The sequence below is a fragment of the Bartonella sp. Raccoon60 genome, assembly GCF_002022585.1.
GTDB classification, from domain to species: domain Bacteria; phylum Pseudomonadota; class Alphaproteobacteria; order Rhizobiales; family Rhizobiaceae; genus Bartonella; species Bartonella rochalimae.
Genome location: NZ_CP019786.1, coordinates 960515 through 986351 on the forward strand (window position 1 = coordinate 960515; position 25837 = coordinate 986351).

Below are 25837 nucleotides of genomic sequence, written 5' to 3' on the forward strand. Positions count from 1 at the left end.
TATTATCAAAGTCTACCTTTTGGGACGCTTCTGAAGACCACAAAGCTCTAAGAAGAATAAAGATTTATACATAAAGAAGAAAATAAAGTACATTACCTCTTTACTAAAGTCGCATTAACCTATCAAAAACGATACTGCAGCTTTCCAGAAAAAGATGCCCCAGACATACCAGTTTTTGATAACCTTTGCTGATAACTAGCATCACCATGTACAAAAATATTGTTAGTTAACTGCACATTAACACCTAAACCACCCTCAATAGCAGAGCCCATAGAATCAAGATAAAAAGTATCACCAACTTCTATGGTATCGCTAAAACTAAGAGTCTTTATAACATTCATTTTTCCATAGAAAGCAATGAAACTATTCTTTTCAACAACAGGAAGCGTTTTGGTTAAACGACCACCTACACGCATTAACCATTGATGAGGATCCTTCATATTAACTTCAAGATTATCGCTATCTAAAATAGTATCAAACATCAAACGTTGATAAACAATTTGCGCCTGCGGTTCAAAAGATACACTTTTATTACCAGTTGCTAATTTGTGACCGACAGTTGCAGATACACTTAATATCTTTTTATCATCAAGTTTTGCTACATTATCGACAATAGCAGTCTTAACATGCCCTTTCAAGATACCATAAGAAAAGAGCGCATTCATATACGAATTGTTATCATGCTGCATATTACCGAAAACTGAAATGGACCACTTATCAAGAGTACTTTTAGCAGAATCTTCCATATCTTTTGGCGTAAAAGATAATTGACCATAAGTTCCTAACATACCGACACGGGTAACCGTATTTGCATTTTCAAAAGAACCTAACACAGCACCAGTTTGTAGAGCAGCATAACGTATATCCGCACCATAACCATATTGCAACGGATTACGAATAGATGAAAAAGTTTTTGCATTACCATAAGAAGATAAAAAGACAGAACTCGTCTTTTACCTGCAACATTTAACGTTTCCTGCACATCAGCTAATATACCATTCTGATTACTGATATCAGAGAAACCAGCAGAAAATAAAGCATTCGGCATAACCACATAACTAGCCATTTGTGGTACAAGGGCTTTCACTTGTGATTGGGCATCAACATATCCATTTGACAAATTGAATTTCCAAATACCAGAAGTTTCTCTTTTACTATTAAGAACATACCTATAAGGCAAGCTATTAAATACAGTATAACCATGAACTAATTGGAAGGACTTTTTATTTGCAGATCCACCACGAACCTCAATAATCGTAACTCCTTCCTTTGGCAAAATAACTGCATTTTTAGTAACACGTGTTGCACTACGGTTTTCCTCTACATTCTGATCTTCAACGTAATTAATATGAACTTTAGTAGTACCGAATACATCAGCTCCGGTGATTATAAGTTTATCAGAACCGTATTTATTAGAACCGTTTTTATCAGAACTGCTCACCCCCATATTAAAATGAATATTAACATTACCAACTGCTATATAATGTCCCATCTCACTTTGTTTGAGATCTTCTATGCGTAAAGTTTGGTAAATACCACTACCTTTTTGATCAAATATAACAGCACTATTATTAAGTGTAAGCATATGCAGAACAGATTCTTGTTGCTCCTTTGCACTCAGTTTTTCTTCACTAATATTAAAATTAACTGGTATGATCCATTTTGAATCGTCTTTAAGAGTTAAAAATGAATATTGCACTCCTTCAGCTTGTGCTGAACCTTCTAGAATAGAATGACTTGCAGAAACTCTCAACATGTTAACGGAAGGTAAAACCTCTTTATCACTAGCATAACTTCCTAATAAAATATTAGAACGAATTTCTGAATTTTTAAGTGACACAATACCTGATTGAAATGCTATAATACCTACTTCGCTAAATAAAATTTTTGTATTGGTAAGATCTACAAGACTTGGAGCAACGAAACTTATACCACCGCTTCCGCTCCTGTCACTACCGCTCACGGTATTAGAGGGCTTCTTAAAGAGATCGTATCCAAAAAAAATACCATACCCCTTACTTATTTGTCCATCAGGATTCTTAATATTTATAACTGAATCTTTTAAATGCACTTCAGTTGCACCTCCAGGTATTATACCTGCAATACCTGCCTGTATATCAATTCCTGTAGCACTAAATGCTCCAATACCATTAGCCAAAATCCCTACAGAAACTGCCTTACCTGCAATACCTGCCTGTATATCAATTCCTGTAGCACTAAATGCTCCAATACCATTAGCCAAAATCCCTACAGAAACTGCCTTAAATGTTCCTCCATTAATAACAAGAGGTGCACCCTTTGGTTCGATTGCAATAATAGGTACCCCTGAAAATCTATCATTTACTACACTGGGATTGCTATTAACTTCAGCCCAAACGTAAAACACATTCAATAAGAAAAAACTCAAAAACGTAAAGACTATATGTAGCATTTTGTGCATAATTTACCCTACCATTAAACTATAAAATTTAAAACGGATTTTATATGCAACAAAAAATATTATATGTAAAGTTATTAATCTTGGTTATCATTTTCACTGAAGCATGAGAGACATTGATAATGTTCTTAATAAATCAAAAATAAATTCAAGTATTTAAATCATTATTGACTATTGATTTATTTTGATTTTAGCATCATAATGAATTTTTATTAACGGAGACTGTTGTTTATGTACATCAGATTTTTCTGGACCTGAATTCACAGAGAACAATGCTGGTAATCTTCTACTGAAAATTTAGGTGCGATTGTTTCTATCCCAACTATTTTATTTGAATATAATATTTACAAGCAAACTTATTATAAGATGAATATAGTCTATGTTTATACTTAGTTATAATAAATGGAAAACTTAAACAAAGTTTATACTGTTAGCGATATAGTATAAAGTTAACTAATAATGAGTACGGCCTATTTAGTAGCTTACAATGTGTTCTTAATTGGTCTTATAATTTCAAACGCTAAATGTTCAATAAGAATTTATAAATTATAATATTTTTTTCAAATATATCCTATTAAAATATATATAGTATCTTATAAAAGAAACTAATATCATATCTAGTAGGAATAAATTATAATTCTATTAATTTTATTAAAAATAATTAATACAATAAAACTAATTTACAAGCTTAAATATAACTTTAAAAAGATCTTATTAAGCTTCCAACTAATAAATTCCATCCATCAACTAATACAAAAAATAGAATTTTAAATGGTAGAGAAATAACCGTTGGTGGCAACATCATCATTCCCATTGACATTGTCAACGTAGCCACGACAAGATCTATCACTAAAAAAGGAAGAACAATAAGGAAGCCTACTTCAAACCCACGACGTAATTCAGAAATCATAAAAGCAGGAACTAAAACTCGAAAATCAATATCAGAACCTGTTTTAACTTGAAGAGAAGAATCAGAGAGATTAACAAACAAGTCAAGATCTTTCTCACGGACCTGCGATATCATAAATTCTCGAAAGGGCTGACTAATTTTTTCTATCGCTTGTTGTTCACTGATTTTATTATTTACTAAAGGCTGGACCCCCTCCTCCCATGCCGTATTAAATGTCGGAGCCATTACATAAAAGGACATAAACAAAGCTAATGAGATCATCACAAGATTGGAAGGCGTTGTTTGTAATCCTAAACCTGTTCGCAACAGTGAAAAAGCAATAGCAAAACGAGTAAAACTGGTAACCATGATCAATAAACCAGGAGCTACTGATAAAATAGTCAATAGGCCGAAAAGTTGGACTATCCGTCCACTAATTGAACCTTCAGGATAAGAAAATAATCCAGCAATACCACTAGCATTCTCAGCACCTGTTTTTTGCGCAAAAGCAACTGTTGTTGCTAACAAAAATATCATCAATACAAAACCGCCAAGCCGCTTCATGATTCTACTACCAAACTTGAAATCAAAATATTACTTACTTTATTACCGGAACGAACTCTGGCACGATCTAAAAGATCAGCGCGCAAATTCATTAACCCTGACGGCCCTTTAACCTGATCGATTGTAACTTGTCGCAAAAATGCTAAAAAATCATTTGATATATCAGCTGTCAGTGTAGCTTCAATATTCTCATCAGGCTTAATAACTAAAGAGGCTTCCATTCGAATCCAAGCATTTTCTGGTACTGCAATATTAGTTAAAATAGGGGGCAAAGTAACAATATGGGAATCAGCAGCAATAAGATTCTCTGGAGTTTTAGTCATTGGTAACTCTTTTAAATTACTAGAAGTTGGCGCTATCCCCCGACTCACCCATGCTCCTAAAAACCACCCAGAAATAGCAGCAACCAATGTCAAAACAAATCCAACAATCAGAAAAACTTTTATGCTACTTTCCCGTTGCACAATGTTTTCTTCTTTTTTCGACTCTTCTGCCATAAAAATTCCCTGTCACATAAATCTTGTCACATAAACAATGTAATTAAAAGTTACTTTTGATAAGTTTCTATTTTTTGATAATGAACAATAAAATTAATTATATATTCATTCTCTAAAAAGGCGCAATCTGATTGAGTAATTGCTGACCATAAGGAGGTTGTTGTATTTCACTCATACGTCCACGGCCTCCATATGAAATGCGCGCTTCAGCAATTTTATCATAATCAATCATATTATTGCCTGAAATATCACGTGGACGAACTAATCCTACAATATTGAGAATACGCAATTCATTATTAACCCGAACTTCCTGTGAACCATTAATGACCAAATTACCATTTGGCAAAACATCTGTTACAATAGCTGCAATAGACAAACGAATATTTTCTTGTCGTTCTACCTTAGTATCCCCTTTAGACTGACTCGATGAGCCACCTTCAATACTACCAGCTAACTTGTCCATAAATGAATATCCGGCTCCAATTGTATATTTGGAATTAGAATCACGCTTTAAATCACTTTTATTGTTTAAACTAGCACGATCATTAATGAAAATTTGCACGGTCAATACATCACCTGGCTTCATTGCACGCGGATCCCGATAAAAGCTACTAGCGCTTGAACGATAAAGCGAATATCGACTTTCACTCGGTGCTGGTGGATAAATACTTGCTGCATGCGAAGAAGCATATCCTAAATCAGCACGAACCGGTGAAAAATTTGGTGCTGAATTAAAATCTTTTACATTATAAGAACAACTGGCTAATATTATAGACATGGTAGTCAAACCAATTGTTAAATATAAGAAAGAAGAGTATTTATTTGTACTTTTTATCTGTTTTACTTGCATAATTATATTATCTTTACTTCTATCGCATATTGCATTTATTTCTTTTTTGTTGATGCTTGTTGTGCACTCACTAATATTTGAGTTAATTCCGCTGATTTTTCAGGCGGTAATTCATTCATAATAGCACTCGACACTTTAGGACTCAGCTTAAGTACAAGCGAAGCTGCAACAAGATCATTCATCAAAGCCAATTGAGCAGCTGCAGCGTCAGGACGCATTTTCGTAATAATTTCAACTAAAGAACTCTCTGCCATTGATAAAAACTCATTGCGTTTATTAAGCCAAATTTGATATTCGTTCTGCTTTTCTTCTAAAATTTTCACACGTTCACTAATTTGATCACGTAATTCTTGTAATTGTTTGCGTTGTAACTGAAAACGCGCATCTGCAGCCTGACTCCCAATATTGCTACAAAAACGCTCTATTTCTTCTGTACTTACTCCAGATATCCCCTCAGATCTTCCTCCAGACTTCTCTTGTATCAATGAAACAATAGGAGCTTTCGTATCTACCTCAGTCTCTATTACCTCCTTCGGCTGAACTGACTGATGGGATACAGTTTCAATTTTTTGTTTAGGCACTTCAGTAGAAACTGGTGACTGTTCTACATTTTCTATAGATGAAGCAATCTTATTTGGTGCAGGAATTGGCACAGGTGCATTTTTCACATATCCCCTCCCAACCGGAAAAGCCATAAATATTACTATAAATAAAGAAAAAACATAAAAACGTAATTCTATCATTGGACAACAAGCTCCGCATGAAGAGCGCCTGAGGTTTTAATTGCCTGCAGAACTGCTATAATTGCTGTTGGTTTGACACCAATTTGATTTAACCCTTTAACAAGACTATCTAAATCGACGCCATTCAAAATACCAATATTAGAGAGTGGCTGATCAACATCAATTGATGTTCTCGGAACCACAATTGTATCACCTGTTTCACTAAAAGGATTAGGCTGTGAAACACTCGGTTCCTCCGTCACACGTACTGTTAAGCTACCATGTGAAATAGCAACACGTGAAACACGTACTTTTTCACCAATAACAACAGTTCCTGTACGTTCATCAACAACTACACGCGCCACCTCATCAGTAGGAATAGGTAATCCTTCAATGTCAGCAATAAAGCGTGCGATTGAAATATTACGCGGTTTGTTTAAAACAATAGTTTTCGCATCACGCTCTCTAGCAACACTTTGTTTATAACGCTTATTAGCAAAAATATTAATGAGATCAGACATACGGACTGCTGTCGAAAAATCCGAATTCCGTAACTCTATAATAATCTCGTTACTATGGTTGAAATTTCCATCAATCTTGCGTTCTACAAGTGCACCATTTGGAATACGACCCGATGTAGGCATACCTTGAGTTACACTTTCTGCAGCTCCCTTAGCCCCAAAACCGGAAATAACCATATTGCCTTGTGCCACCGCATAAGTTTTACCATCTGCTCCAAGGAGCGGTGTCATCACTAATGTGCCCCCTTGTAAAGATGTTGCATCCCCCAAAGAAGAAACCGTTACATCAATCCGTGATCCTGGAGTTGCAAAAGGCATCATTTCAGCAGTTACAATAACAGCAGCTATATTATTAACACGCGATGCACCCGCAGGAGGGCTAATTCCTAAATTATCCAGCATAGCTCGCATAGATTGTTCTGTAAAAGGTGCGTTTCGTAAAGAGTCACCAGTACCATTTAAACCAATCACCAAACCATAACCCACTAATTGATTAGAACGAACACCTTGGATAATCGCAATATCTTTTAAACGAGCTACTGCACTCGAACGCGCTAAATCTGAATAATGCATTTGTGCAGGATGACCGCCCGACCCCAACCAGGCAGCATCAGCTTCCACTGTAGAGTTATATTGTTCAACATTTTTCCCACCTTCATCTGCAAATGCTGGAATAAAGAGAATCCAAAAAGACAAGAAACAAGCAAAAAAACGCATAATCATTAAAAACCTACTCTTACATCACCATTTTGCAAAACGGTTCCCGTAACCACACGCCCTGAATCGGAATTGCGAACACGAATGACATCACCAGAAGATCCCGACTGTAAAACAACTCCTAGAGCTGTAATTTGCAAATTATGTGTTTGGAAAATCAACTTTGTTGCCTGACCACGCTCGACCAAAACTGGATCTCCTAAAGAAGAAAGAGGAATAGGCCGACCTGCTGTTAAGGTACGTTTTGCTACTTTGTGAAGAATTTGTTTCATATCCGTCACATACAAGGAGGCTGCATCAGATTTAATAAAAAAATGCTTTTCGCTTAAACCCATATCACTTACACGTTGACCAGCATAAATAGACTTATCAGGAACCAGAAAACCAATCCGATCAGCATAAGCTGCTGTTAATAAAAAAAACGAGAGAAAAAAACTTATGAGAAAAAGCGAAAAATTTTTCATACCATTTACCTCAGATTTTTAGAAACAACTGCTGCCATTTCATCTGATGCTTGAATTACTTTAGAATTCATTTCATAAGAACGCTGTGCTGCAATAAGCTCTGTCATTTCTTTGACTGGATCAACATTAGAAGCTTCAAGCATTGCTTGCATAATGCTGCCATATCCATCCTCCTTTGGATCTCCTGGAACCGGTGCACCAGAAGCTTGCGTCTCACGGAAAAGATTATCCCCTATTGGCTCTAGACCAACCTCATTGACAAAATTAACTAAACGAAACCGTCCCGCTTCCACAGCATTAGGATCTGTATCCGTTTGATAATAAACTGTCCCATCAGGGCTGACTGTGACATTTTTGCTCCCTATAGGAATAGTAATAACAGGCTGCACTAAATTGCCCTCCAATGTTACTATCTGCCCTGTTTCACTTAAATTAAAAGCACCTGAACGAGTATAAAAAACATTGCCATTGGGATCTTGTATTTCAAACCAACCATTTCCATTAATAGCGAGATCTAAGGCATTACCAGTTTGCACAAAAGCCCCCTGGGTATTAATCGTACGAACAGCAGCAGTACGCACACCCATCCCAATCATTGCTCCTTCAGGTATAACAGCTTGATTAAGCATATTAGGAACACCAACTGCACGATCTGCAACATACATCAAATCTGCAAATTCTGCACGCCCACGCTTGAAACCCGTCGTATTAATATTCGCCATATTATTAGCAATAACATCAAGATTAGTTTGCTGGGCAGCCATACCTGTTGCCGCAATTGACAGTGATTTCATGACCATAATTTTTTCCTATACTTTTCTAAACACTATCGTGCTCATGCTAAATTTGCATCCGACTTACTTCAAGATATGCTTGTACAAGCTTGTCACGGAGAGCAATAGCTGTACTTAAAGACCGTTCAGCTTCCATTACCGAATTTACAACTTCGCGCACACCAACATCACTTCCAGAGATTCTATCTATGGAAAGACTTTCTGCTGTTTGTAATTTTGTACCAACAACTTCTACAACCTCAGATAAAACCTGATCAAAACTGACATTGTTTCCTACTACACCAGGCAAGATTTGCTGCCCATTAAGACTACTCATTTGTTTGCTGGCTTGCCCCAAAGAATCAAGGGTATTGTGTGATACAACAGAAGTAAATGCTTCAATCATTTTATATGCTCCTACAAAATTCAAAATAAAACCTATTAATTAAAGTGATAAAACAGCTTATCCTTTTAATAAATCAATCGTTTGTGAGATTAAATCGCGCGCTTGGCGAATTACTTGTAAATTTGCTTCATATGAGCGATTTGCTTCACGCATATCTGCCATTTCTATAATCGAATTCACATTAGGATATTTCACATAACCATTACTATCAGCAGCCAAATGACCTGGTTCATAACGCATAATAAAAGGCGCTTTATCAGTGCTAATCCGTGTTACATGTACACCTTGTGCATCAATGTAAGGATTAAGCGTCGCTTCAAAGCTCACTGTTTTGCGCTGATAAGGTCGAGCACCTGGAGATTTTCCCGTTGAATTCGCATTGGCTAAATTTTCAGCAATAACACGCAAACGTGTTGACTGAGCACTCAAACCGGTTGTAGCAATTTGTTCTGCTGCAATAAGACGATCAGACATCTTTAAGCTCCTCCTCTAACTGTTGCCATTGTCATTCGATGAAAAGCTTTTACAATAGCAGTATTAAGAGATATTTCGCGACTAACATCCCCTCCTTTACGCATTTCTTCTTCTAAATTGACATCATTACCTGAATGCGTAACTTCCATAACATTTTCAGGGCGGATAATATGCGTTTCCATACCATTTTCGGTTATATCCATATGATGAACATTCGTCACAGCCATAGAAATCGTTTTATTTTGTAAAACGGCTGTAAAGTCCTCTACATCACGGGCTTTATACCCCGGTGTATTTGCATTCGCGACATTACTCGCAATTGCCTTTTGGCGAACAGATAACCAATTTGCTTGTTTATTTGCCATCTCAAAAAAATTAACCGAATCCATAATTCTTACCCTTTTTACTTCAAACCATCATAATAAAGAAAACTTGTGCGAGACTTGCTTTCGCATTTTAAATCTACAAGAAAATGAAATCATACCCAACCCCGCACTATAGATGTCTTTACAACACCTTACTTTTATCAATCATAATAACAAAATATTAACTGCCATGAATGAATTAACTTCCTGACTTGATAAACGATATACGCATCACACTTAATCATCGCGATGCTACCCTTCATTTCTTTGATAAGAAGAAATTTTCACAACTCAACCAAGAAAAAACTTATCTTGTTTATGAAGGCTTAACTCAAAATTAATCTATACGGTTTATCAGCAATGGGAGAGAAATCTTTTCAAACAGTATTCCTTTTTCTATCAACAGATTCACGTAGAACTTTGCAAACATACTCTTAATTTATTAGATTTATAGAAAACCGATCAAGCTTTCTAAACACCCTATGTTGCCTCTTTCAAACTTCTCTAAATACATCATAAACCATGAAAAGAAAAAATACTAACCAAACACAAGCCTGTACACAACAAAATGTAATCTCTTGAAAAATAATTCTCCCTTTTACCGCTAGAAACTATTACTGACTTTTCAATAACTTAGCTAATTCTTCATAGGGATCACTGATAAGTGCCATATCGGGACTTTGCTTCATTGCAGCATAAATAGATGGGACTAAAAAAACTGCTTGATCAAGAACATGGTCTGTCCCTGGACGATAAGCACCCATAGCGCGTAAATCACGTGTTTCTTCGTAGCGAAAAATCATCTCTTTCAAATTTTTAACCAATGCACATTGTTCAGGGGTCCAGTTATGAGATGCCAAACGTGAAATAGAAGAAAGGATATCAACGGCAGGAAATCTTCCCTGTGCAGCAATGGCACGATCAAGAACAATATGACCATCCAAAATCCCACGAATAGTATCAGCAATGGGATCATTATGGTCATCACCATCAACCAATACTGCATAAACACCCGTAATAGATCCTTTTCCTTCCCTGCCGGGACCTGCACGTTCCAATAAACGGGGCAATTCACTAAAAACGCGTGGAGGAAATCCACGTGAAACAGGTGGCTCATGAGCAGTAATAGCAATTTCTCGAGTTGCTAACGCATAGCGCGTAACAGAATCGACAACAAGCAAAACATTATCTCCTAAAGAAGAAAAATATTCAGCAATTGTTGTCGCCATAATTGGGGCTAAACGGCGCATCATCGGACTTTCATCACCCGTTGCGATCACTCCAATCAATTTGTGTAATTTATCGTGTAATACATCATCAAGCATATCACGCACTTCACGGCCACGCTCTCCTGTAAGCGCTAAAACAACCGTATCAAAATGATCAGCTTGCATCATCATAGACAAAAGAGTCGATTTCCCTACCCCAGAACCAGAAAAAACCCCAATGCGCTGCCCAAAGCAAAGGGGCGTGAAAATATCAATAACCTTAATGCCCGTGCGTAATCCTGCACCCACACGCGCACGTTTCAGTGCTGGAGGTGCATAGGTCTCAATTGCCATATTTCGTGGCCCAGAAGATAATCCTCCCTTGCCATCAATAGCCTCTCCAAAAGCATTAACAATCCGTCCACACCAAGAACGATCTGGAGCAACAAAAAGAGGACCTTTTGGAAAAACAGAAGCAGAAAGCATAGGAACGACAGTTTCATCATAAGGTTTAATTAAAACGCTTTCTTCATTAACACGAATAATTTCACCTCGTAGAAACTGTGACTCACACTCAACGGATACTGTATCACCTAATAAGACAGACTGTGATAAACCACGTGCAACTAATGTCCCTCGTGCTACATCGCTAATAACACCACCTTGACTCACAAGGTGAGAATAATGATCGTTTTTGTGTTTTGCAAAATCAAGCAATCGATTTAAAGCAGTAGGAGAAGGAGGTGTCTCAATTATGTCAGTATTTGAATCAGCATTTGTTACATCTTTGAGAAGATTTACCGTATCATCTGATTCCTCAGCATGAATATCAGTATCTTTTGCATCAGCAAGAGAAGAATTTATAACTGAATCAGTTGTTGGCGTAGCATTAACTAAAACAACTTCTGGCATAAAATTATTTTCACTCTCTAGCATCATACATACTCTTCAATACAAAGCCTCTATGATCAAATATTTATACTTTTCCACTCAAAATTTGAATAGATTTAGAACGCATTTCTTCTTGCTGACGAAGCATTGATTCAACACGTTCAAAAGCACGGCTTACTTCAATAAGGCGAGTCATCTCTATCACACCATTCACATTCGAACTTTCAATATACCCTTGCACAACAGTATCACCGCTTCCCCCTTCTGATTGAAAAGCTGCTTTATCAGGTATCACAGAAGAATTCGGTCCATAACGCAACTGGGTACCTGGCTGAAATTGAAATAAACCAATTTTCCCAACGAATGCATTATCTTGATAGATACTTCCATCAGCTACAATACGTGGTGTCCCCCCTGCTGGATTAAGCTGAATTGGTGCCCCTCCCTCATCTAAAAAAGGTAACCCTGTTACAGAAACCAATCCCCCTTCCGGAGTCATAATCATTCGTCCATCACGAGTATACACTTGTCCGAAAGATGCTTGCATAGAAAAATAGGAATCGCCTACTACAGCAATATCAAGCGCATTACCCGTCTCTACCAAAGAACCACGATCAGTGGAAATGTATCCCTTGCCAGCACTTGTGAAAAACACACGATCACCCTGTTCATGTGCAACGGAAGACAATAATGTATCAAACTTCATACCACCCGCTTGAAAACCTGGTGTATTCACATTTGCCATATTTTGCGCAATAGTCTCCATCCGCCGTTCCAAGCCAATTTGGCCTGAAACACCCACATAAATCGGATTTTGCATATACCTAGTCCCTTCTGAATCTTATCAATACTTACTTACAGACCACCTTGTTTGAAGGATTGTAAAGCCATTATTGTTTCATTTGAAAAAGCTAAACCTCTACCTACATTTGATCCTTGCAAAATCATTAAAGCAGGATTAACAACTGTTTGATTTTGTACATCATACATAGCAGAAAATTTTGCAATGAGGTGTTCTAACTTCTTTGGATCTTGTAAATCCTTAAGTGACATACGCGACTCTAACAAAGATTTTTGCACTTCAATTGGCGACGTAAGCACATTCTCAGAAATATTGAAGGCCTTAAAAATAACAGCCGATAAAGCCTTATCGCTCAAAATCTGATAAGCCCAATTTTTTTCTGTCAGAACATTATTCTGCACCATTCCTCCGATAGTCCGAGTGAAATACAAAGCAAGACGTGTCCCCTCATTAACTTCGCCTACTTCAACTTCTAATGTTTGTTGCATATATTTATTCACGGTGACCGTTTTTGCACTCTCTCTTTGTGTAGCTTTCTCACCATATTTGCTAAAATTAAATGCCTCTGCAAATTGCTGATAACGCTTATCTACTAATTGAGATGCATACTCAGGATCTGAAAGAACCTTACGAATCATGCCTTTAGCAAAAATCATATCTTCCAATCCATAAGCTTTCATAGCATAATTATAGATTTTATCATTTGCCAAAAAATCATCAACCGACTTCACACCAATAATATGCTTAACATAATAGTCTGTCTCACATTTGACTTGTGGCTTTTGAAAAAGCCTATCAAACGTTTGCTTCATATTATCAATTGTACTTCTATAACTCGTATATGTGCTAATCACAGGAAACCCCTCTCTACACAAGCCCCAATTTAAAGCATAAAACTTGCCTAAAGCTTATGATAAAACCACTTTATTATTAACGTAAGAAATATTTCATCAAGTCCTTATTAATAGATAAAATGCTTTTTATTTTTAAATTATTATATCTCTTAACACTTTTATACAATATTGTAATACTTTTATACAATATTAAGAAAATAAATGGTAAGTTTTACACAAGCATAGACATTTATTTCTCCACAAAAATTAAAAATAAGGAGCTCACAGCCTTGGGTGTTATTATAGGATTAATAATTATTTTTGGATGCATACTTGGCGGTTATGTCGCTATGGGAGGTCATCTTGATGTTTTAGTACAACCATGGGAATTTGTTATCATTTTAGGCTCAGCTATTGGAACATTTATTGTTTCCAACCCTATTCCCGCTATTAAAGACACATTGCAAGCAACGATAGAAGCAATGAAAGATGCTGTTCCAAAACAAAAAGATTTTTTATCACTATTGGGTTTACTCTATGTTCTTATGCGGGAAATGCGTTCAAAATCAAAATCTGAAATGGAAGCTCATGTTGACAATCCAAAAGAATCTGCGCTTTTCCAGCAATATCCTCTGATCTTAAAAGATGAATCTTTAACCAATTTTATTTGTGACTATTGCCGTCTTATTGTCATGGGAAATACACGCCCTTTTGAAATTGAAGCTTTAATGGATGAAGAAATTCATACAATTTCATACGATTCTCAAAAACCCTATCAAGCAATGCAAAATATGGCTGATGCTCTTCCAGCTCTTGGAATTGTTGCGGCTGTTTTAGGTGTAGTTAAAGCTATGGGAGCCATAAGTGAACCGCCAGAAGTATTAGGACACTTAATTGGAGCTGCTCTTGTAGGGACCTTTGCTGGTATTTTTTTCGCTTATGGTATCTTTGGCCCTCTTGCCTCAAAAATAAAAACGGTACGCAATAAAAAAGTGCGTATTTACATTGTTGTTAAACAAACACTGTTGGCTTACATGAACGGCGCAATGCCACAAATAGCACTCGAGTACGGTCGTAAAACCATCTCAGCAAAAGACCGTCCAACAATTGATATTATGGAACAACACGCAATCGCTAGTCAAGGTAGTGAAAAAGAGGCCGCCTAAATATGACTGAACCGATCGAAAAACAAGAAAACGAAGAAAAAGCGCAAGAAGATAAAAAACAAGATGCGCTGACCCAACATATTTTACGTGCAGCTGGCCTATCAAGTGATGACCTCATGTCATTTCAATATGTCTTCCGTGATGCAGCAAGTAATCTGTGTATGCGCTTAAGCAATTATACCTCTTTAAAATTTACGACAGATGTACAATCACTTGACACACTGAAAGCGGATCAGATTACTCAAGCAATTGGAACAGAAGCACTTCTGGTTTATTTCAACTCCGATCGTTGGGGAAATGACGTTATTTTTGTTCTTGATGCAACACTCGTAGAACTAGCAACAGAAGTATTTTTTGGGGCTTCAGAACCCATGGTAACAAATCGCAATGGACGCCCTTTTAGTCCGATAGAAAGCAAAGTCGGTGCAACTTTTGGAAAATTGTTAGCCTATGCGTTAGATGGTGTTTTTGGTATCGGTGATGGATCACTTTTAATCTTCAAACAAACATGTAAAGCACAAGAATTTAATGCGGAAACATTTAACCAATCACAAATGTTTTCCTGCACTCTCGGAGTGAAATGCGGTGAAGTGGAAACCTACGTGAATATTTTAATGCCACGCACTTGCCATCGCCCTATCCAAGAAGCCGTTACACGTGCACTCCGCGCTCCTGCAAAACGAACGGATCCCCTTTGGGCCAAACGTTTAAAACAAGAAGTCAGTCGTTCACGTGTACGCATTGAAGCTTTTATTCAACAGGGATCAATGACTTTAAATGAATTATCTACCCTCAAAGTAGGGCAGATTTTACCCCTTCCTGCCAATGCTGCGAAACAAATCAGGTTACGCAGTGGCAATAAATCACTTTATAAATGCTCCCTTGGTAAAATTGGGACAAGTTTTTCTATCCGAGTTACAAATCCTATTGATGAAGAAGAGGAAATGATTGATGAGTTGGTTCATGTTTAATTTTATAAGTGCATTTTTGGCTCTCGTCTCATTGAGTGTTTTGATTATTACAATACGCAAACTAGCTGCCACTATCCAAATGGGACGTGAGCTTGCAAAACAAGTTCAAATGGGGACAGCCTGTCTTGATCAAGCCCTTTCAACTCTGCGTGAAGAACATCAAGAATTCCGAGATGAAAATAGAAAAATGGATGCACGGATGATTGAATCCACACGTATTCGGCGTGATATTGATCGTTCAATCTCCCATATGGAAAATGTCCGTGATCAATTGAAAAGTGATTTCAATCAGTTCCGCAGTATTTTAGCTACACAAGCTCATGGTCCATCTGCAGCATCTGGTGCAATACATACTCTTCGCCGGCAACCTATCGTTCCTAAAAGCCTTCCTGTCTTTGTGCAACGCAAAGCGCATAAAACACCTCTTAATGACAAAATACAACTTTTAAAAACAAAATTTTAAAACCTTTAAAGGTAGAAAAAATAGTACGGTGACAGAATGACTAATGACATAAAAAAACCCGGAATTCCTAAAGGAATCAATCCTGCAACAGCACCCAACCCCACAACACCAAAAGTTGGAGAAGGTATAGCGCCAAAACCCGGAATGCCAGGAGGTTTTGGTGCTGGAGCACCACGACCAGGAACAGCAACACCTAACCTTAGAACAAATCCAGGCACTCCTTCTTTTGGAGGTGAAGCAGCAGGAAAAACAACTATTGGAGGTACAGGTGCTTCAAATGCGCCCAAAAGCCCAGGTGATACATCCAGTAATACAGAACTCATTATGAGTATTCCTGTTGAAGTTCAAGTTGTACTTGGTTCAACAACTATGCCAGTCGCAACCTTAATGGATTTAGGAAGAGGTGCAGTTATTACACTTGACAAACAAATTGGAGATCCTATTGATATCGTGGTCAATGGCCGTATTATCGCCCGCGGCGAAGTCATTGTTCTAGAGGATGATCCTTCTCGTTTTGGGGTTAGTCTTACCGAAATTATTGATAAATAACTGATTTCAAATCTTATGAAAGATAAATATGACGCAGGCAAAGGAAACAAAAACTACGGAAGAACTTCATACTATATCAGAGAATATACCCTCTGATAAAGAGAGCTCTTCTACAATTATTGATACGCTTTCTGGACAACAAAAGGTTGCAGCTCTGCTTGTTGCTTTAGGGAAACCTGCTGCTGCACGTCTTTTAAAACACTTTACACCAGATGATTTACGCCATCTTAGTGGGCATGCACATACTTTACCCAATATTTCTCTTGCTGATTTTGAAATTTTGGTTCGTCAATTCGAAGATGCTTTTGCAGAAGGCGTTTCATTTTCAGAAGCCGGTGCAAAATTCGATAATTTAATACAAGAAACATTGCCAGAAGACGAAGCTGCGTTAATTTTTGATCCTTCAAAAGCACCAACACTACCTCAAGAAAGTATTTGGGATATCATTAAAAAATTAAACGTTGATACTTTACAAAAACATCTTGCACAAGAACATCCGCAAGTGGTCAGTTATATCATTTCTCGTCTTCCTTCTGAAATAGCAGCAAAAATCTTTATGGCGCAAACAATGTCTACACGAAGTGATCTTACACGCAGAAGATTACACCTACGAACAGTTTCGCCAGAAATGGAAACGCTTCTCGATCAAGCCCTACGACCTGCGCTTCTAAAGAACAATGATGAAGGAGACAAAGCACATCACAGTCAAGTAGCTGTAATTTTAAATGAGCTTGATAAAACAGACATTGATGAAATGTTGGCAAATCTCGACAATCTAAATCCAGAAGATGTAGAAAAAATCAAAGCAAAACTTTTTGTTTTTGAAGATATTCCACGTTTGACAGAAAGAGCACGATTGCTTCTTTTTGATGGAATTGCAGCTGATACTATAATTACAGCTTTGCGTAATGCGGAAGATCTTATGAAAGAACTTATTCTTAATTCTCTTTCACAACGGACACGCCGCATGGTAGAAACAGAGCTTGCTACAGAGAATGACACTATTCAACAAGAAGCGATTATCAATGCACGCCGTAGCATTGCTCAAACAGCTATTAAACTATCAGAACAAGGAACAATCAATCTTTTAGGAGAAGAAGGAACGTCCTAAAGGGCGCACTGAACCAATATGTCAGATGAAAAACCAGATAAAGAAAGTCAAACAGAAGAACCAACCGAATATAAAATTCGTAAAGAAGAGGAAAAAGGAAATCTTCCTTTTTCTCGTGAATTGCCTGTCTTTGCTTCACTTGTAAGCTTTAGTCTTATTTGCGTTTTTATCTCCTTTCCAGCTATTTCAAAACTTACCTATTTTTTGATCCAATGGCTTGAACGTCCAGAATCCTGGCGTATTAATACTGCAGAAGATGTCAAACACTTGATTTATTTAGTAGGTGGAAGTGTAGGCTTAGCCTTAGCTCCTATCTTAATTCTTATCCCTTTGCTTAGCATTACCGCATCAGCAGTACAGAATGTACCAAGATTTGTCATAGAGCGTATTCGTCCACAATGGTCGCGTATCTCTCCTGCCAATGGATTTAAGCGAATCTATAGTAAAGCAGGATTAGTTGAATTTTTAAAATCACTCACCAAGCTTATCGCTGTTAGTTTAATTATTTATATAATATTTTTCAAAAGCAACACAATTTTCATTAATGCGCTTTTAACAAACGCATCAGCTTTACCAAAATATATTCATAAAGAATTGATTAACCTGTCCCTCTCTTTTATTACAGCAGTTATTGCTCTTGTAGGTTTAGACATCGCATGGTCCCGTTTTCACTGGCGTCAACAATTACGCATGACGAAACAAGAAATTAAAGAAGAACATAAAAACCTTGAAGGAAACCCTATGGTTAAAGCACGAATGCGTTCTTTATCACGAGACCGTATCCGCCGCCGAATGATCGCAAATGTCCCTACAGCAACTCTTATTGTAACAAACCCTACTCACTTCTCTGTTGCTTTACGCTATAAACCACCGCTTGATTATGCACCAGTTGTAATTGCAAAAGGACTAGATATCCTAGCACTACATATTCGTGAAATTGCCATCGAACATGAGATCCCCATTTTTGAAAATGTCACTTTAGCACGAACGTTGTACAAACAGGTTGAAATCGACCAAACAATTCCAACAGAATTATATGAAAGTGTTGCTGCCTTAATTCGTTTTATCAACAATCAAAAAAATCACTAAAACAATAATGTTTAAATAATGATATAAAGTCATAAGATGAAAAAAGATTATATAACTGAAATTCGTGAAATGGTCCTGGCGAAACAGGTTGCGCAATTTATTCCAGAACTACGATTAATTGACGTAGGTGATTTTATTGCATACATCCATACTGAACGCTTTAATTATCTTTCTGATCTCATTGAGAGTGCAACAGAATTGCGTTTTTATCCTCATACAATGCGCTTTGCCGGAAATGCCAGTTATGAACTGGATTGGAATACCACACCCAATATATCACTTCACATGGAGTTTTCTAATGAAGGGGTCAATGCTTTTTTCCGTATCTTTATGTCTGCTAAAGAATTTGGAGTTGAGCTGGATAATTGTATTTTTGATAATCCTTCTGATGAAGAAACCAATACCAGCACTTTCATGAATGCGCTTAATAATGCACGAATACAAAAACCACTTACGCATTAAGATAAAGCTATATTGATCTAAAAATATTGACTCATAAAGTGAAAAAATTATGCATAAAAAATGTTCTTTTCTTCGCAAATAAGTAGAAGCTTAAAATACTCAGCATTTTAGAAATAAACCTGTATGTAAACTAATAAGGTAAGTTGAAGCGCTTTTGATTCTCTCTGCTTTATGATCTAATCTCATATGTCTTTAGAAAAGAAATCTTCACATAACACTTTTATCAATTGTTATTTTTCTTTCAAATCAAATTAATGCAAAAGAATGCAATAAGAACAAAAAATCGAAGAATTCTTAAATTCCTTCGACAATAGGTATGTGGTCAATCTTTTATAGATATAAATTTTATTTACAATGTATTATATCACTACATTAGATAGTAACGGCTAATTTTTATGGTATTTATTATAAGATTTAGAAATAAATATTCATAAACATAATGGAAACAAGAATGCCAAATATACTTGTTATAAGTGCTGGTTTTATTATAAGCTCTCCAATGAGAGTAAACCTTTTTTATGAATCTTATCAATTTTTAGTTTAGAGATATCAAATTTTAAGCTTAGGTGAAGCATTAAGAATGATACACAAACTAATAAAACTAATTAACAAATTTAGAATTTGTTTTTATACTTTATTGCCTTTTAAAAGCTGATAAACACCCTTATCGTTTATTTTTCATTCCACGTATTTGATCAACTGAAAGATAGTTAAACTGTTTGACAAGCAAATCTTTCAGGACAGCTTTTGAAAAGCGTTTATTGACATCATCAATAATCCGTTCTTTGATCATCTCAAATTTTACTTTTTCAATTGCACGCACATCAGAATAACTCCCCCAAAAATATTGAAAAATAGTATCATTAATCAAAACCCCTACAGGAATAGATATCTCTTTTTCAGCTGTTTTATCTACTACATAAGCAAACTGCGCAATGATATACCCCTGTACATCACCATCAACCAAAATCGGAACACTCATGACTTCCGTATTATTAGAACCAATCTCTACAGCAACAGGAGCAGACTTTTCTGACGTGTTAGGATCAACCGCATTGACCCTAAGGCTAAGGACTAAAGCGCCCAAAGCCACCAAACAAACCCACAAACCCATTGCAATCATTCTAATCATCTAGAACGCCCAGCATTAACCAAAACTGGATCATAAGTTCCATCTGTTTCTTCAGCACGAACAGCAACCTGCATAATTTGAGATAAATCTCTCACTGCTTCCAAATGAATACGAAGAAGTTCACTATTACGGTTTAATTTTTCTTGTAAATCCGTTAACAAACTCTGTATCTCAATTTCAATATCCTGATCCATATAACGTTTTACATCATTCATTGATTTATTAAGATCACGCAAACCACGCGTTTTACGCAAATTAATTTCTTCATAATCTGGAGCACCGTGATTTTCCAGCATATTGCTTTCATAATCAACAACTTCTGCTAACCCTTTAATGGCAGCATTAAATTTAGTCATCGCCCAATCACGGCCAATGAGATTATTATTAAGAATTTTTGTTTTTAACGCAACATTTTCATCATCATATTGTACTACAGACATTTCCATTCCCCTCTAAAATATTTATTAATTCTCATCTTAACAAGATGTTCATTTCGTTTTTATTTGATCCTCACTCACCAAATCTAGTTCATTTTTGTAAGTAACTTCATCTGCTAATATACGATGATCTTTAGCACCTAATTCTTGATCTGTTTCTAACGTAGATAATGATGTGCCCGTTTCTTTTCTCATGTGATCAGAAACTAACATCTGTGCAATGCCAATTCCACCAGATACTGCAAATTCTTTAGCCAATTGTTCAGCCATCATTGATTTCCAAATTTGTCCTGCTTGTCCTTTTCCAAAAATCGATTGTATATCGGTTGCAAACATACTCTCAACAAAAGTTTGCAACACAAAAGCTTCAAAATTTCTAAAAACTGCAGCTTCTTTACTTTGTACAGATTGCGGCCTGATATGAACCTGTTGAATAAGCCCATCAGAAACTAAATTATCTCGTACTTCTGAAGCCGAAGTAGTCTGTGCCAAATCTGCAAAACTACTCTCCTCTCGTTCAGTCGTCTGTACGCGAGCAAATTTTTGTAAAGAATACAATCTTTCGACAGAAGCACGATATTCAAGCGGATCTGCCGCACGGGCAACATCAAGCACAATATCAGAAGGAGGCTGAATAGCCATAGATTTCCCCTTTTTACCTAACTCTCGCTTTTCTTTGCAATTAAATTTCTATCTTATAAAACTTTTTCTTCCTTTTAATAGCTCTTTATAAAAAGAAAAATCTTCATAATTTATAACTATAGTAATAGATATAAACATCCAAACTTATGTCAAGCTGATGTCTTACCGATTTTATTTATAATATACTCCTCTAGCATATTACTAAATTGTTTCTGTTTTTCTATTGATTGAATTTCTTTACACTTGTCTTCTAATCTTTTCGAACGACTAGAAGCTTCACACACAACTTGCTTTTGTTGTGCAATTTTTCCTTGAAGGTTCTTTTCAAACTTAGCATTATGATGCAAACGTTTTGCTAAAAAAGAAGCATTCCAAAAATTGAAAGCCGAATCTTTTTCCATCAATGAGAAGAGTTCACGCGTCTCTTCCTGACAAGAAAAAAGTTGACCCTTCATATATTCCAATTCAGCTTTATGATGTGCTTCAACAAGACTTTGCACTTTTAAAAGTCTTCCATAACGTTTACTTTTCTGCGCCATTAAGATCCTTTCTTAAGCCAATCACGCAATTCAGAATTAAACAAGTGTAAAAGTTCTGGCATTAAAATATAAAGTAAAAATAAGCCTCCACACATAACAAAAGGTAATGAAATAAAATAAACCGGAATGGTAGGCGTTAATTTATTGAGCAATCCTATCGTAATATTAATCAAAATTGCATAAATAATAAAAGGCGCTGCTATCGACAATGTAGTTAAAAACGCACGCGATAAAGCTTCATGATAGTCTGTCAAAGCAGCTTCTGGATTTGGAATAAAAGCTAGAGGCACAATATCATAAGATGTTAGAAGGCCCTGAATAGTGATAATATGCAAATCGCTTGCAAAAAAGAGTATGACAGCTGCAAAAACTAAGATATTCGCAACATGTGATTCTGGCGTTGACTCAATGATACTATGACCAGGTTGGCCAGAAAATCCTATCGACATCCCAATAATTGAAGCCATAAATTGCAAAGCCCATAAATAAGCGTGAGCAATTACCCCAAAAGTACTCCCAATTAACATCTCAGCAAACAAAGCACGAACAAGCAGTGCAAGATTGGGTTTATCACCGAGAACCTTAAAGGATTCTGTAACCAAAGGAAGGATAGCAAGTGAAAAAGAAATGCCAATAAATAAACGCAAACTCATAGGAATGCGTACACTAGACATTCCTGGCATTAACATTAAACAAGCCCCAACCCGTGCAAAAATTAACAAAGCAATGGTTACCAATTGCTCAATTGAAAAAGATGTTAGGGGAAGAACAGATGTTAATGACATAAACCCCTTACCTTTTAAGAGATGGTTCCCAATGTTTTAACTTCAATTCCACGAGCAATTTCTGCATGGGAAAGTACAGGCAAAGTTGGAAAAAGACGTTCGATAATCATGCGGACATAAGGCCGCGCTTCAGGAGATGTAATAAGTGCAAAACGCGTTGCTTTTTCCATATGTTGTCGAATAAGTGCCGTCGCATCTGTCCCAAACTTTTCAAGTTCAACTGGATTAATATCAAATTCAATAATATCACCCTTTGCATCACGCTTTAACGCCTTATGAAAAACGAGATCCCAATGGCTTCCCATCCGCAAAACATTCAAAATGCCATTTTCAGATAAATCACCACAAATTTGTTGTGACATACGCAACCGTACATGCTCAGCAATCAGTTCACAACGCCGCACATGAGGTGCTATTTCAGCCACTGCTTCGAGAATAAGATTAAGATTACGGATAGAAACACGTTCTGATAATAAAAGTTTTAAAATCGATTGTAAGCCCGAATAGGAAAGATGTGTAGGACAAATCTCTTCCAATAATTTACGATATTCGCTACCCAAACGCTCAAGAAGAATGCGCATATCTTTATAAGAAAATAATTGTGCTAAGTTATTGCGCAAAACCTCACTCAAGTGCGTTAATAATACGGAAAGATTATCAACTGCCATATAGCCTTCACGAATTAATTCAGAACGAAATGTCTCTGAAGTCGAAAAAGCACGCATCCCAAAAGCTGGCTCAGATACATATTCACCTGGAATATTGGGAATAGGCTTATTGCCTGGCATAATAAGAACATCACCAATACGCATTTCATAAGAAGCAATAACCGTACCGTATAATTTGATCCAATAGCTTTTTCCGGGAACTGTATAATCATCGGATATTTGAATTTCAGGAATAACAAAACCATACTCCTGTGCAAACTTACGGCGCATTTTTGCGACACGATTAGCTAATTCAACTTTTTGCGGCAATAAACGTTGAGATAATTGCTTACCCATAGCAATTTCAATTTGTACTATTTCAAGAGATGCTTTTACTGATTGGCTCTCTTCCTGGTGAGCTATCTGATTTTCTTGTTTACGCAAAGCTTCTTGTGCAAGCGCTTCTCTTTTTAAACGACGTGGAATAGAATAACCAATCGAAGCCATCAGAACAGACAAAAGGAAAAAAGGAAAAAAGGGTAAACCCGGCATCAATCCCAACATTAATAACAGTAGTGAGGATACAAAAAGAGCTTTAGGATATCCTCCAAGCTGCCCCAAAACAGCTTTTTCAGCAGAACCGCGTGTTCCCCCTTTTGAAACCAAAAGACCGGCTGCCAAAGAAACAATCAATGCAGGTATCTGCGTAACAAGACCATCTCCTACAGAAAGCTTAGTAAAAACATCCGCTGCACCAGACAATGACATTCCATGCCGCGTTACGCCAATAACAATACCACCAAAAATATTAACAGCCGTAATAATAAGACCAGCAATAGCATCACCACGCACAAACTTTGACGCACCATCCATTGCCCCGAAAAATGAACTTTCTTCCTCAAGCTCTTGACGACGATGCTGAGCCTCTTTTTCATCAATAAGACCCGATGAAAGATCAGCATCAATAGCCATTTGCTTTCCTGGAATAGCATCCAGTGTAAAACGTGCTCCCACTTCAGCAATACGCGTCGCACCTTTAGTTATCACCAAAAAATTGACGATAATTAAAATAGCAAAAACAACAAGACCAATAACAAAATCCCCACCCATAACAAATTGTGAAAAACCTTGAATCACATACCCTGCAGCTTTATAGCCTTCATCACCATGGGTTAAAATTACACGGGTGGTTGCAATATTAAGCGATAAACGCAATAAAGTTGCAATCAACAAAACTGTTGGAAAGGCTGAAAAATCAAGGGGCCTTTGGATCCATAATGAAACCATCAAAATCAAAACAGAAAATGCAATAGAAAAAGAAAGCCCTAAATCCAAAACAAAAGCAGGAACTGGTAAAAAGAGAACCATAAGAATAATAATAATTCCTGCCGCAAACGCAATATCTCGACCAGAAAACTTATCCTGGGGAATGATATTGACCGTTGAACTATGCTGCTGCACGCTTTTCTCCTTATATAATCACAACTGAGTACCTTTTATAAAAAGCTTTCTTTAGCTTATTTTCAAAGCATATCCAGTTCATTTTCCTTTGAGTTACCTTTGCTCTCTAATCCATTATCTCATTGTATAAAATAAATAATAAAGCTTGCGTGAAAATTGTGCTGTACCATGCAATCTCTCTGTATCAAAACAAATGCATAAATATAAAATATATCAAACCATAATAAATAAAGGATTATTTTAAGCTTGCTGAGCAGGTCATATCAACATATATTACATCACGTAACATTATGTGAATCATGAATAATACAAGTTGAAAAGGAGAATTTAGTGATTGATATTATTAAGACTACTATGCTCTATTCAACGCTAATTGTTGGTATTAACATTGCTATTGTAATTGCCTTAATTATGGGAGCATAATAAATAGCTATAGACTCTTTTGATATTTTCCTTGTTTTTATACTCCATTTTTAAAGAGCTTTAATAACAAGATAAGCATCTAGTGTACTGAAAAAGCTGATAGCAAATTGGAAATTATTTTGTATCAATGTATAGATTGGAGTTGAAAATATTCAGGCATAAATGAAAGTAATTTCTTAAAGCATAGTTTGCAATTAAGTCTATATAAAAAGTTTTTTACTTCATTCTGTTTTTTAATCAGCAACTCATAACCCCAAAGTAAAGATCATTATACCCCTATCACTCTATAACACAGAACAAAGAAACATTAAGGCAAGCAGTTATTTTGAAAATTATGTTTTTTCTTTCTTAAACAAATTACCACAAGAATAAGAATGCATATGATGTATTGTGATTATTAAACATATTTTAACTTTTTTATTAACTAAAAAGAAAGAAGCTCTAAACATTGTACAATATATCTTATACAAATAGGGAAGAAACACACAATGATTAACTCAGATCTTAAAATATTTGTTTCACCCACCTATAAACGGAAACTCCATAT

Annotated in this window: 28 protein-coding genes; 7 read left to right on the plus strand and 21 right to left on the minus strand. The window is 36.4% G+C overall.

Annotated elements, in window-relative coordinates; genetic code table 11:
• Positions 1-122: 122 nt before the first annotated feature.
• The 15 genes from Bra60_RS07580 to Bra60_RS04285 form a co-directional block, all read right to left on the minus strand.
• Positions 123-887: an autotransporter outer membrane beta-barrel domain-containing protein gene (locus tag Bra60_RS07580; RefSeq protein WP_236823905.1), complete on the minus strand. Its 765-nt coding sequence runs from the start codon at positions 885-887 to the stop codon at positions 123-125.
• Positions 827-2392: a hypothetical protein gene (locus Bra60_RS04220; RefSeq protein ID WP_236823906.1), complete on the minus strand. Its 1566-nt coding sequence runs from the start codon at positions 2390-2392 to the stop codon at positions 827-829. Before Bra60_RS04220 ends, Bra60_RS07580 begins: the two co-directional genes overlap by 61 nt.
• Before the next feature lie 745 nt (positions 2393-3137).
• A complete protein-coding gene (gene fliP, locus Bra60_RS04225; protein ID WP_078688716.1) occupies positions 3138-3890 on the minus strand; it encodes a flagellar type III secretion system pore protein FliP in 753 nt (250 codons plus the stop codon).
• A complete protein-coding gene (locus Bra60_RS04230; protein WP_078688717.1) occupies positions 3887-4387 on the minus strand; it encodes a flagellar basal body-associated FliL family protein in 501 nt (166 codons plus the stop codon). Before Bra60_RS04230 ends, fliP begins: the two co-directional genes overlap by 4 nt.
• 112 nt (positions 4388-4499) lie before the next feature.
• Positions 4500-5165, minus strand: coding sequence for a flagellar basal body L-ring protein FlgH (flgH, locus tag Bra60_RS04235; protein WP_035007412.1), 666 nt, complete (start codon positions 5163-5165; stop codon positions 4500-4502).
• A gap of 107 nt (positions 5166-5272) precedes the next feature.
• Positions 5273-5905: a MotE family protein gene (locus Bra60_RS04240; RefSeq protein ID WP_236823907.1), complete on the minus strand. Its 633-nt coding sequence runs from the start codon at positions 5903-5905 to the stop codon at positions 5273-5275.
• Positions 5906-5976: 71 nt separating this feature from the next.
• Positions 5977-7203, minus strand: coding sequence for a flagellar basal body P-ring protein FlgI (locus Bra60_RS04245; RefSeq protein ID WP_078698100.1), 1227 nt, complete (start codon positions 7201-7203; stop codon positions 5977-5979).
• The gene (gene flgA / locus Bra60_RS04250; protein ID WP_035007140.1) at positions 7203-7661 is read right to left on the minus strand and encodes a flagellar basal body P-ring formation chaperone FlgA; all 459 of its coding nucleotides are present in this window, start codon (positions 7659-7661) and stop codon (positions 7203-7205) included. The genes Bra60_RS04245 and flgA overlap by 1 nt, the downstream gene beginning before the upstream one ends.
• Positions 7662-7666: 5 nt before the next feature.
• Entirely contained in the window at positions 7667-8455 is a 789-nt protein-coding gene (gene flgG / locus Bra60_RS04255) for a flagellar basal-body rod protein FlgG (RefSeq protein ID WP_035007411.1), read from the minus strand.
• Between the two features lie 46 nt (positions 8456-8501).
• The gene (locus Bra60_RS04260; RefSeq protein WP_078673873.1) at positions 8502-8840 is read right to left on the minus strand and encodes a flagellar hook-basal body complex protein FliE; all 339 of its coding nucleotides are present in this window, start codon (positions 8838-8840) and stop codon (positions 8502-8504) included.
• A gap of 57 nt (positions 8841-8897) precedes the next feature.
• Positions 8898-9314 carry a flagellar basal body rod protein FlgC gene (gene flgC / locus Bra60_RS04265; RefSeq protein ID WP_078673874.1) on the minus strand — a complete coding sequence of 139 codons (417 nt, stop codon included), beginning with the start codon at positions 9312-9314 and terminating at the stop codon, positions 8898-8900.
• A gap of 2 nt (positions 9315-9316) precedes the next feature.
• Positions 9317-9703: a flagellar basal body rod protein FlgB gene (flgB, locus tag Bra60_RS04270; protein ID WP_035007135.1), complete on the minus strand. Its 387-nt coding sequence runs from the start codon at positions 9701-9703 to the stop codon at positions 9317-9319.
• A gap of 590 nt (positions 9704-10293) precedes the next feature.
• Positions 10294-11823 (minus strand): FliI/YscN family ATPase, encoded by a 1530-nt coding sequence (locus tag Bra60_RS04275; RefSeq protein WP_153300897.1) that lies wholly within the window; start codon positions 11821-11823, stop codon positions 10294-10296.
• Between the two features lie 40 nt (positions 11824-11863).
• The gene (gene flgF / locus Bra60_RS04280; protein ID WP_035007133.1) at positions 11864-12598 is read right to left on the minus strand and encodes a flagellar basal-body rod protein FlgF; all 735 of its coding nucleotides are present in this window, start codon (positions 12596-12598) and stop codon (positions 11864-11866) included.
• A 35-nt stretch (positions 12599-12633) separates the two neighbouring features.
• Positions 12634-13434 (minus strand): DUF1217 domain-containing protein, encoded by an 801-nt coding sequence (locus Bra60_RS04285; RefSeq protein WP_078688720.1) that lies wholly within the window; start codon positions 13432-13434, stop codon positions 12634-12636.
• Between the two features lie 269 nt (positions 13435-13703).
• Between Bra60_RS04285 and motA the strand changes: the two genes are divergently transcribed.
• The 7 genes from motA to Bra60_RS04320 all read left to right on the plus strand — a co-directional run bounded on the left by motA (position 13704) and on the right by Bra60_RS04320 (position 19224).
• Positions 13704-14579 (plus strand): flagellar motor stator protein MotA, encoded by an 876-nt coding sequence (motA, locus tag Bra60_RS04290; RefSeq protein WP_035007128.1) that lies wholly within the window; start codon positions 13704-13706, stop codon positions 14577-14579.
• Between the two features lie 2 nt (positions 14580-14581).
• Positions 14582-15550: a FliM/FliN family flagellar motor switch protein gene (locus Bra60_RS04295; protein ID WP_035007127.1), complete on the plus strand. Its 969-nt coding sequence runs from the start codon at positions 14582-14584 to the stop codon at positions 15548-15550.
• On the plus strand, positions 15543-16013 hold the full coding sequence (locus Bra60_RS04300) for a BAB2_0123 family type IV secretion system effector (protein WP_035007126.1): 471 nt from the start codon (positions 15543-15545) through the stop codon (positions 16011-16013). Before Bra60_RS04295 ends, Bra60_RS04300 begins: the two co-directional genes overlap by 8 nt.
• Positions 16014-16157: 144 nt before the next feature.
• Positions 16158-16562, plus strand: coding sequence for a flagellar motor switch protein FliN (fliN, locus tag Bra60_RS07150; protein WP_078674107.1), 405 nt, complete (start codon positions 16158-16160; stop codon positions 16560-16562).
• 28 nt (positions 16563-16590) lie between these two features.
• Positions 16591-17673 carry a flagellar motor switch protein FliG gene (locus Bra60_RS04310; protein WP_078688721.1) on the plus strand — a complete coding sequence of 361 codons (1083 nt, stop codon included), beginning with the start codon at positions 16591-16593 and terminating at the stop codon, positions 17671-17673.
• Between the two features lie 18 nt (positions 17674-17691).
• Positions 17692-18762: a flagellar biosynthesis protein FlhB gene (flhB, locus tag Bra60_RS04315; RefSeq protein ID WP_078698101.1), complete on the plus strand. Its 1071-nt coding sequence runs from the start codon at positions 17692-17694 to the stop codon at positions 18760-18762.
• Positions 18763-18798: 36 nt separating this feature from the next.
• On the plus strand, positions 18799-19224 hold the full coding sequence (locus Bra60_RS04320) for a hypothetical protein (RefSeq protein WP_078688723.1): 426 nt from the start codon (positions 18799-18801) through the stop codon (positions 19222-19224).
• 664 nt (positions 19225-19888) lie between these two features.
• On the opposite strand, the gene Bra60_RS04325 is transcribed toward Bra60_RS04320, so the two are convergent.
• From Bra60_RS04325 to flhA, 6 genes are all read right to left on the minus strand, one after another.
• Positions 19889-20356, minus strand: a complete 468-nt coding sequence (locus Bra60_RS04325) for a hypothetical protein (protein ID WP_035007120.1) — start codon at positions 20354-20356, stop codon at positions 19889-19891.
• The gene (locus tag Bra60_RS04330) at positions 20353-20796 is read right to left on the minus strand and encodes a flagellar protein FlgN (protein ID WP_035007117.1); all 444 of its coding nucleotides are present in this window, start codon (positions 20794-20796) and stop codon (positions 20353-20355) included. The genes Bra60_RS04325 and Bra60_RS04330 overlap by 4 nt, the downstream gene beginning before the upstream one ends.
• Before the next feature lie 48 nt (positions 20797-20844).
• The gene (locus Bra60_RS04335) at positions 20845-21435 is read right to left on the minus strand and encodes a rod-binding protein (protein ID WP_035007114.1); all 591 of its coding nucleotides are present in this window, start codon (positions 21433-21435) and stop codon (positions 20845-20847) included.
• 149 nt (positions 21436-21584) lie between these two features.
• Positions 21585-21974 carry a hypothetical protein gene (locus Bra60_RS04340; RefSeq protein WP_078688724.1) on the minus strand — a complete coding sequence of 130 codons (390 nt, stop codon included), beginning with the start codon at positions 21972-21974 and terminating at the stop codon, positions 21585-21587.
• Positions 21974-22759 (minus strand): flagellar biosynthetic protein FliR, encoded by a 786-nt coding sequence (locus Bra60_RS04345; protein WP_035007109.1) that lies wholly within the window; start codon positions 22757-22759, stop codon positions 21974-21976. Before Bra60_RS04345 ends, Bra60_RS04340 begins: the two co-directional genes overlap by 1 nt.
• Before the next feature lie 14 nt (positions 22760-22773).
• Complete coding sequence (gene flhA / locus Bra60_RS04350; RefSeq protein WP_078688726.1) at positions 22774-24867, minus strand: flagellar biosynthesis protein FlhA; 2094 nt, start codon at positions 24865-24867, stop codon at positions 22774-22776.
• Between the last annotated feature and the right edge of the window lie 970 nt (positions 24868-25837).

Excerpts from the sequence above, each read along its gene's own strand:
- Bra60_RS04340 (WP_078688724.1), bottom strand. The coding sequence starts at position 21,974 with ATGGCGCAGAAAAGTAAACGTTATGGAAGACTTTTAAAAGTGCAAAGT.
- Bra60_RS04335 (WP_035007114.1), bottom strand. The coding sequence starts at position 21,435 with ATGGCTATTCAGCCTCCTTCTGATATTGTGCTTGATGTTGCCCGTGCG.
- Bra60_RS04260 (WP_078673873.1), bottom strand. The coding sequence starts at position 8,840 with ATGATTGAAGCATTTACTTCTGTTGTATCACACAATACCCTTGATTCT.
- Bra60_RS04230 (WP_078688717.1), bottom strand. The coding sequence starts at position 4,387 with ATGGCAGAAGAGTCGAAAAAAGAAGAAAACATTGTGCAACGGGAAAGT.
- flgA (WP_035007140.1), bottom strand. The coding sequence starts at position 7,661 with ATGAAAAATTTTTCGCTTTTTCTCATAAGTTTTTTTCTCTCGTTTTTT.
- flhB (WP_078698101.1), top strand. The coding sequence starts at position 17,692 with ATGTCAGATGAAAAACCAGATAAAGAAAGTCAAACAGAAGAACCAACC.
- flgF (WP_035007133.1), bottom strand. The coding sequence starts at position 12,598 with ATGCAAAATCCGATTTATGTGGGTGTTTCAGGCCAAATTGGCTTGGAA.
- flgB (WP_035007135.1), bottom strand. The coding sequence starts at position 9,703 with ATGGATTCGGTTAATTTTTTTGAGATGGCAAATAAACAAGCAAATTGG.
- flgG (WP_035007411.1), bottom strand. The coding sequence starts at position 8,455 with ATGAAATCACTGTCAATTGCGGCAACAGGTATGGCTGCCCAGCAAACT.
- Bra60_RS04245 (WP_078698100.1), bottom strand. The coding sequence starts at position 7,203 with ATGATTATGCGTTTTTTTGCTTGTTTCTTGTCTTTTTGGATTCTCTTT.
- fliN (WP_078674107.1), top strand. The coding sequence starts at position 16,158 with ATGCCAGGAGGTTTTGGTGCTGGAGCACCACGACCAGGAACAGCAACA.
- Bra60_RS04310 (WP_078688721.1), top strand. The coding sequence starts at position 16,591 with ATGACGCAGGCAAAGGAAACAAAAACTACGGAAGAACTTCATACTATA.
- Bra60_RS04345 (WP_035007109.1), bottom strand. The coding sequence starts at position 22,759 with ATGTCATTAACATCTGTTCTTCCCCTAACATCTTTTTCAATTGAGCAA.
- Bra60_RS04330 (WP_035007117.1), bottom strand. The coding sequence starts at position 20,796 with ATGTCTGTAGTACAATATGATGATGAAAATGTTGCGTTAAAAACAAAA.
- Bra60_RS04325 (WP_035007120.1), bottom strand. The coding sequence starts at position 20,356 with ATGATTAGAATGATTGCAATGGGTTTGTGGGTTTGTTTGGTGGCTTTG.
- flgC (WP_078673874.1), bottom strand. The coding sequence starts at position 9,314 with ATGTCTGATCGTCTTATTGCAGCAGAACAAATTGCTACAACCGGTTTG.
- flgH (WP_035007412.1), bottom strand. The coding sequence starts at position 5,165 with ATGTCTATAATATTAGCCAGTTGTTCTTATAATGTAAAAGATTTTAAT.
- fliP (WP_078688716.1), bottom strand. The coding sequence starts at position 3,890 with ATGAAGCGGCTTGGCGGTTTTGTATTGATGATATTTTTGTTAGCAACA.
- Bra60_RS04300 (WP_035007126.1), top strand. The coding sequence starts at position 15,543 with ATGTTTAATTTTATAAGTGCATTTTTGGCTCTCGTCTCATTGAGTGTT.
- Bra60_RS04320 (WP_078688723.1), top strand. The coding sequence starts at position 18,799 with ATGAAAAAAGATTATATAACTGAAATTCGTGAAATGGTCCTGGCGAAA.
- Bra60_RS04275 (WP_153300897.1), bottom strand. The coding sequence starts at position 11,823 with ATGCTAGAGAGTGAAAATAATTTTATGCCAGAAGTTGTTTTAGTTAAT.
- Bra60_RS04295 (WP_035007127.1), top strand. The coding sequence starts at position 14,582 with ATGACTGAACCGATCGAAAAACAAGAAAACGAAGAAAAAGCGCAAGAA.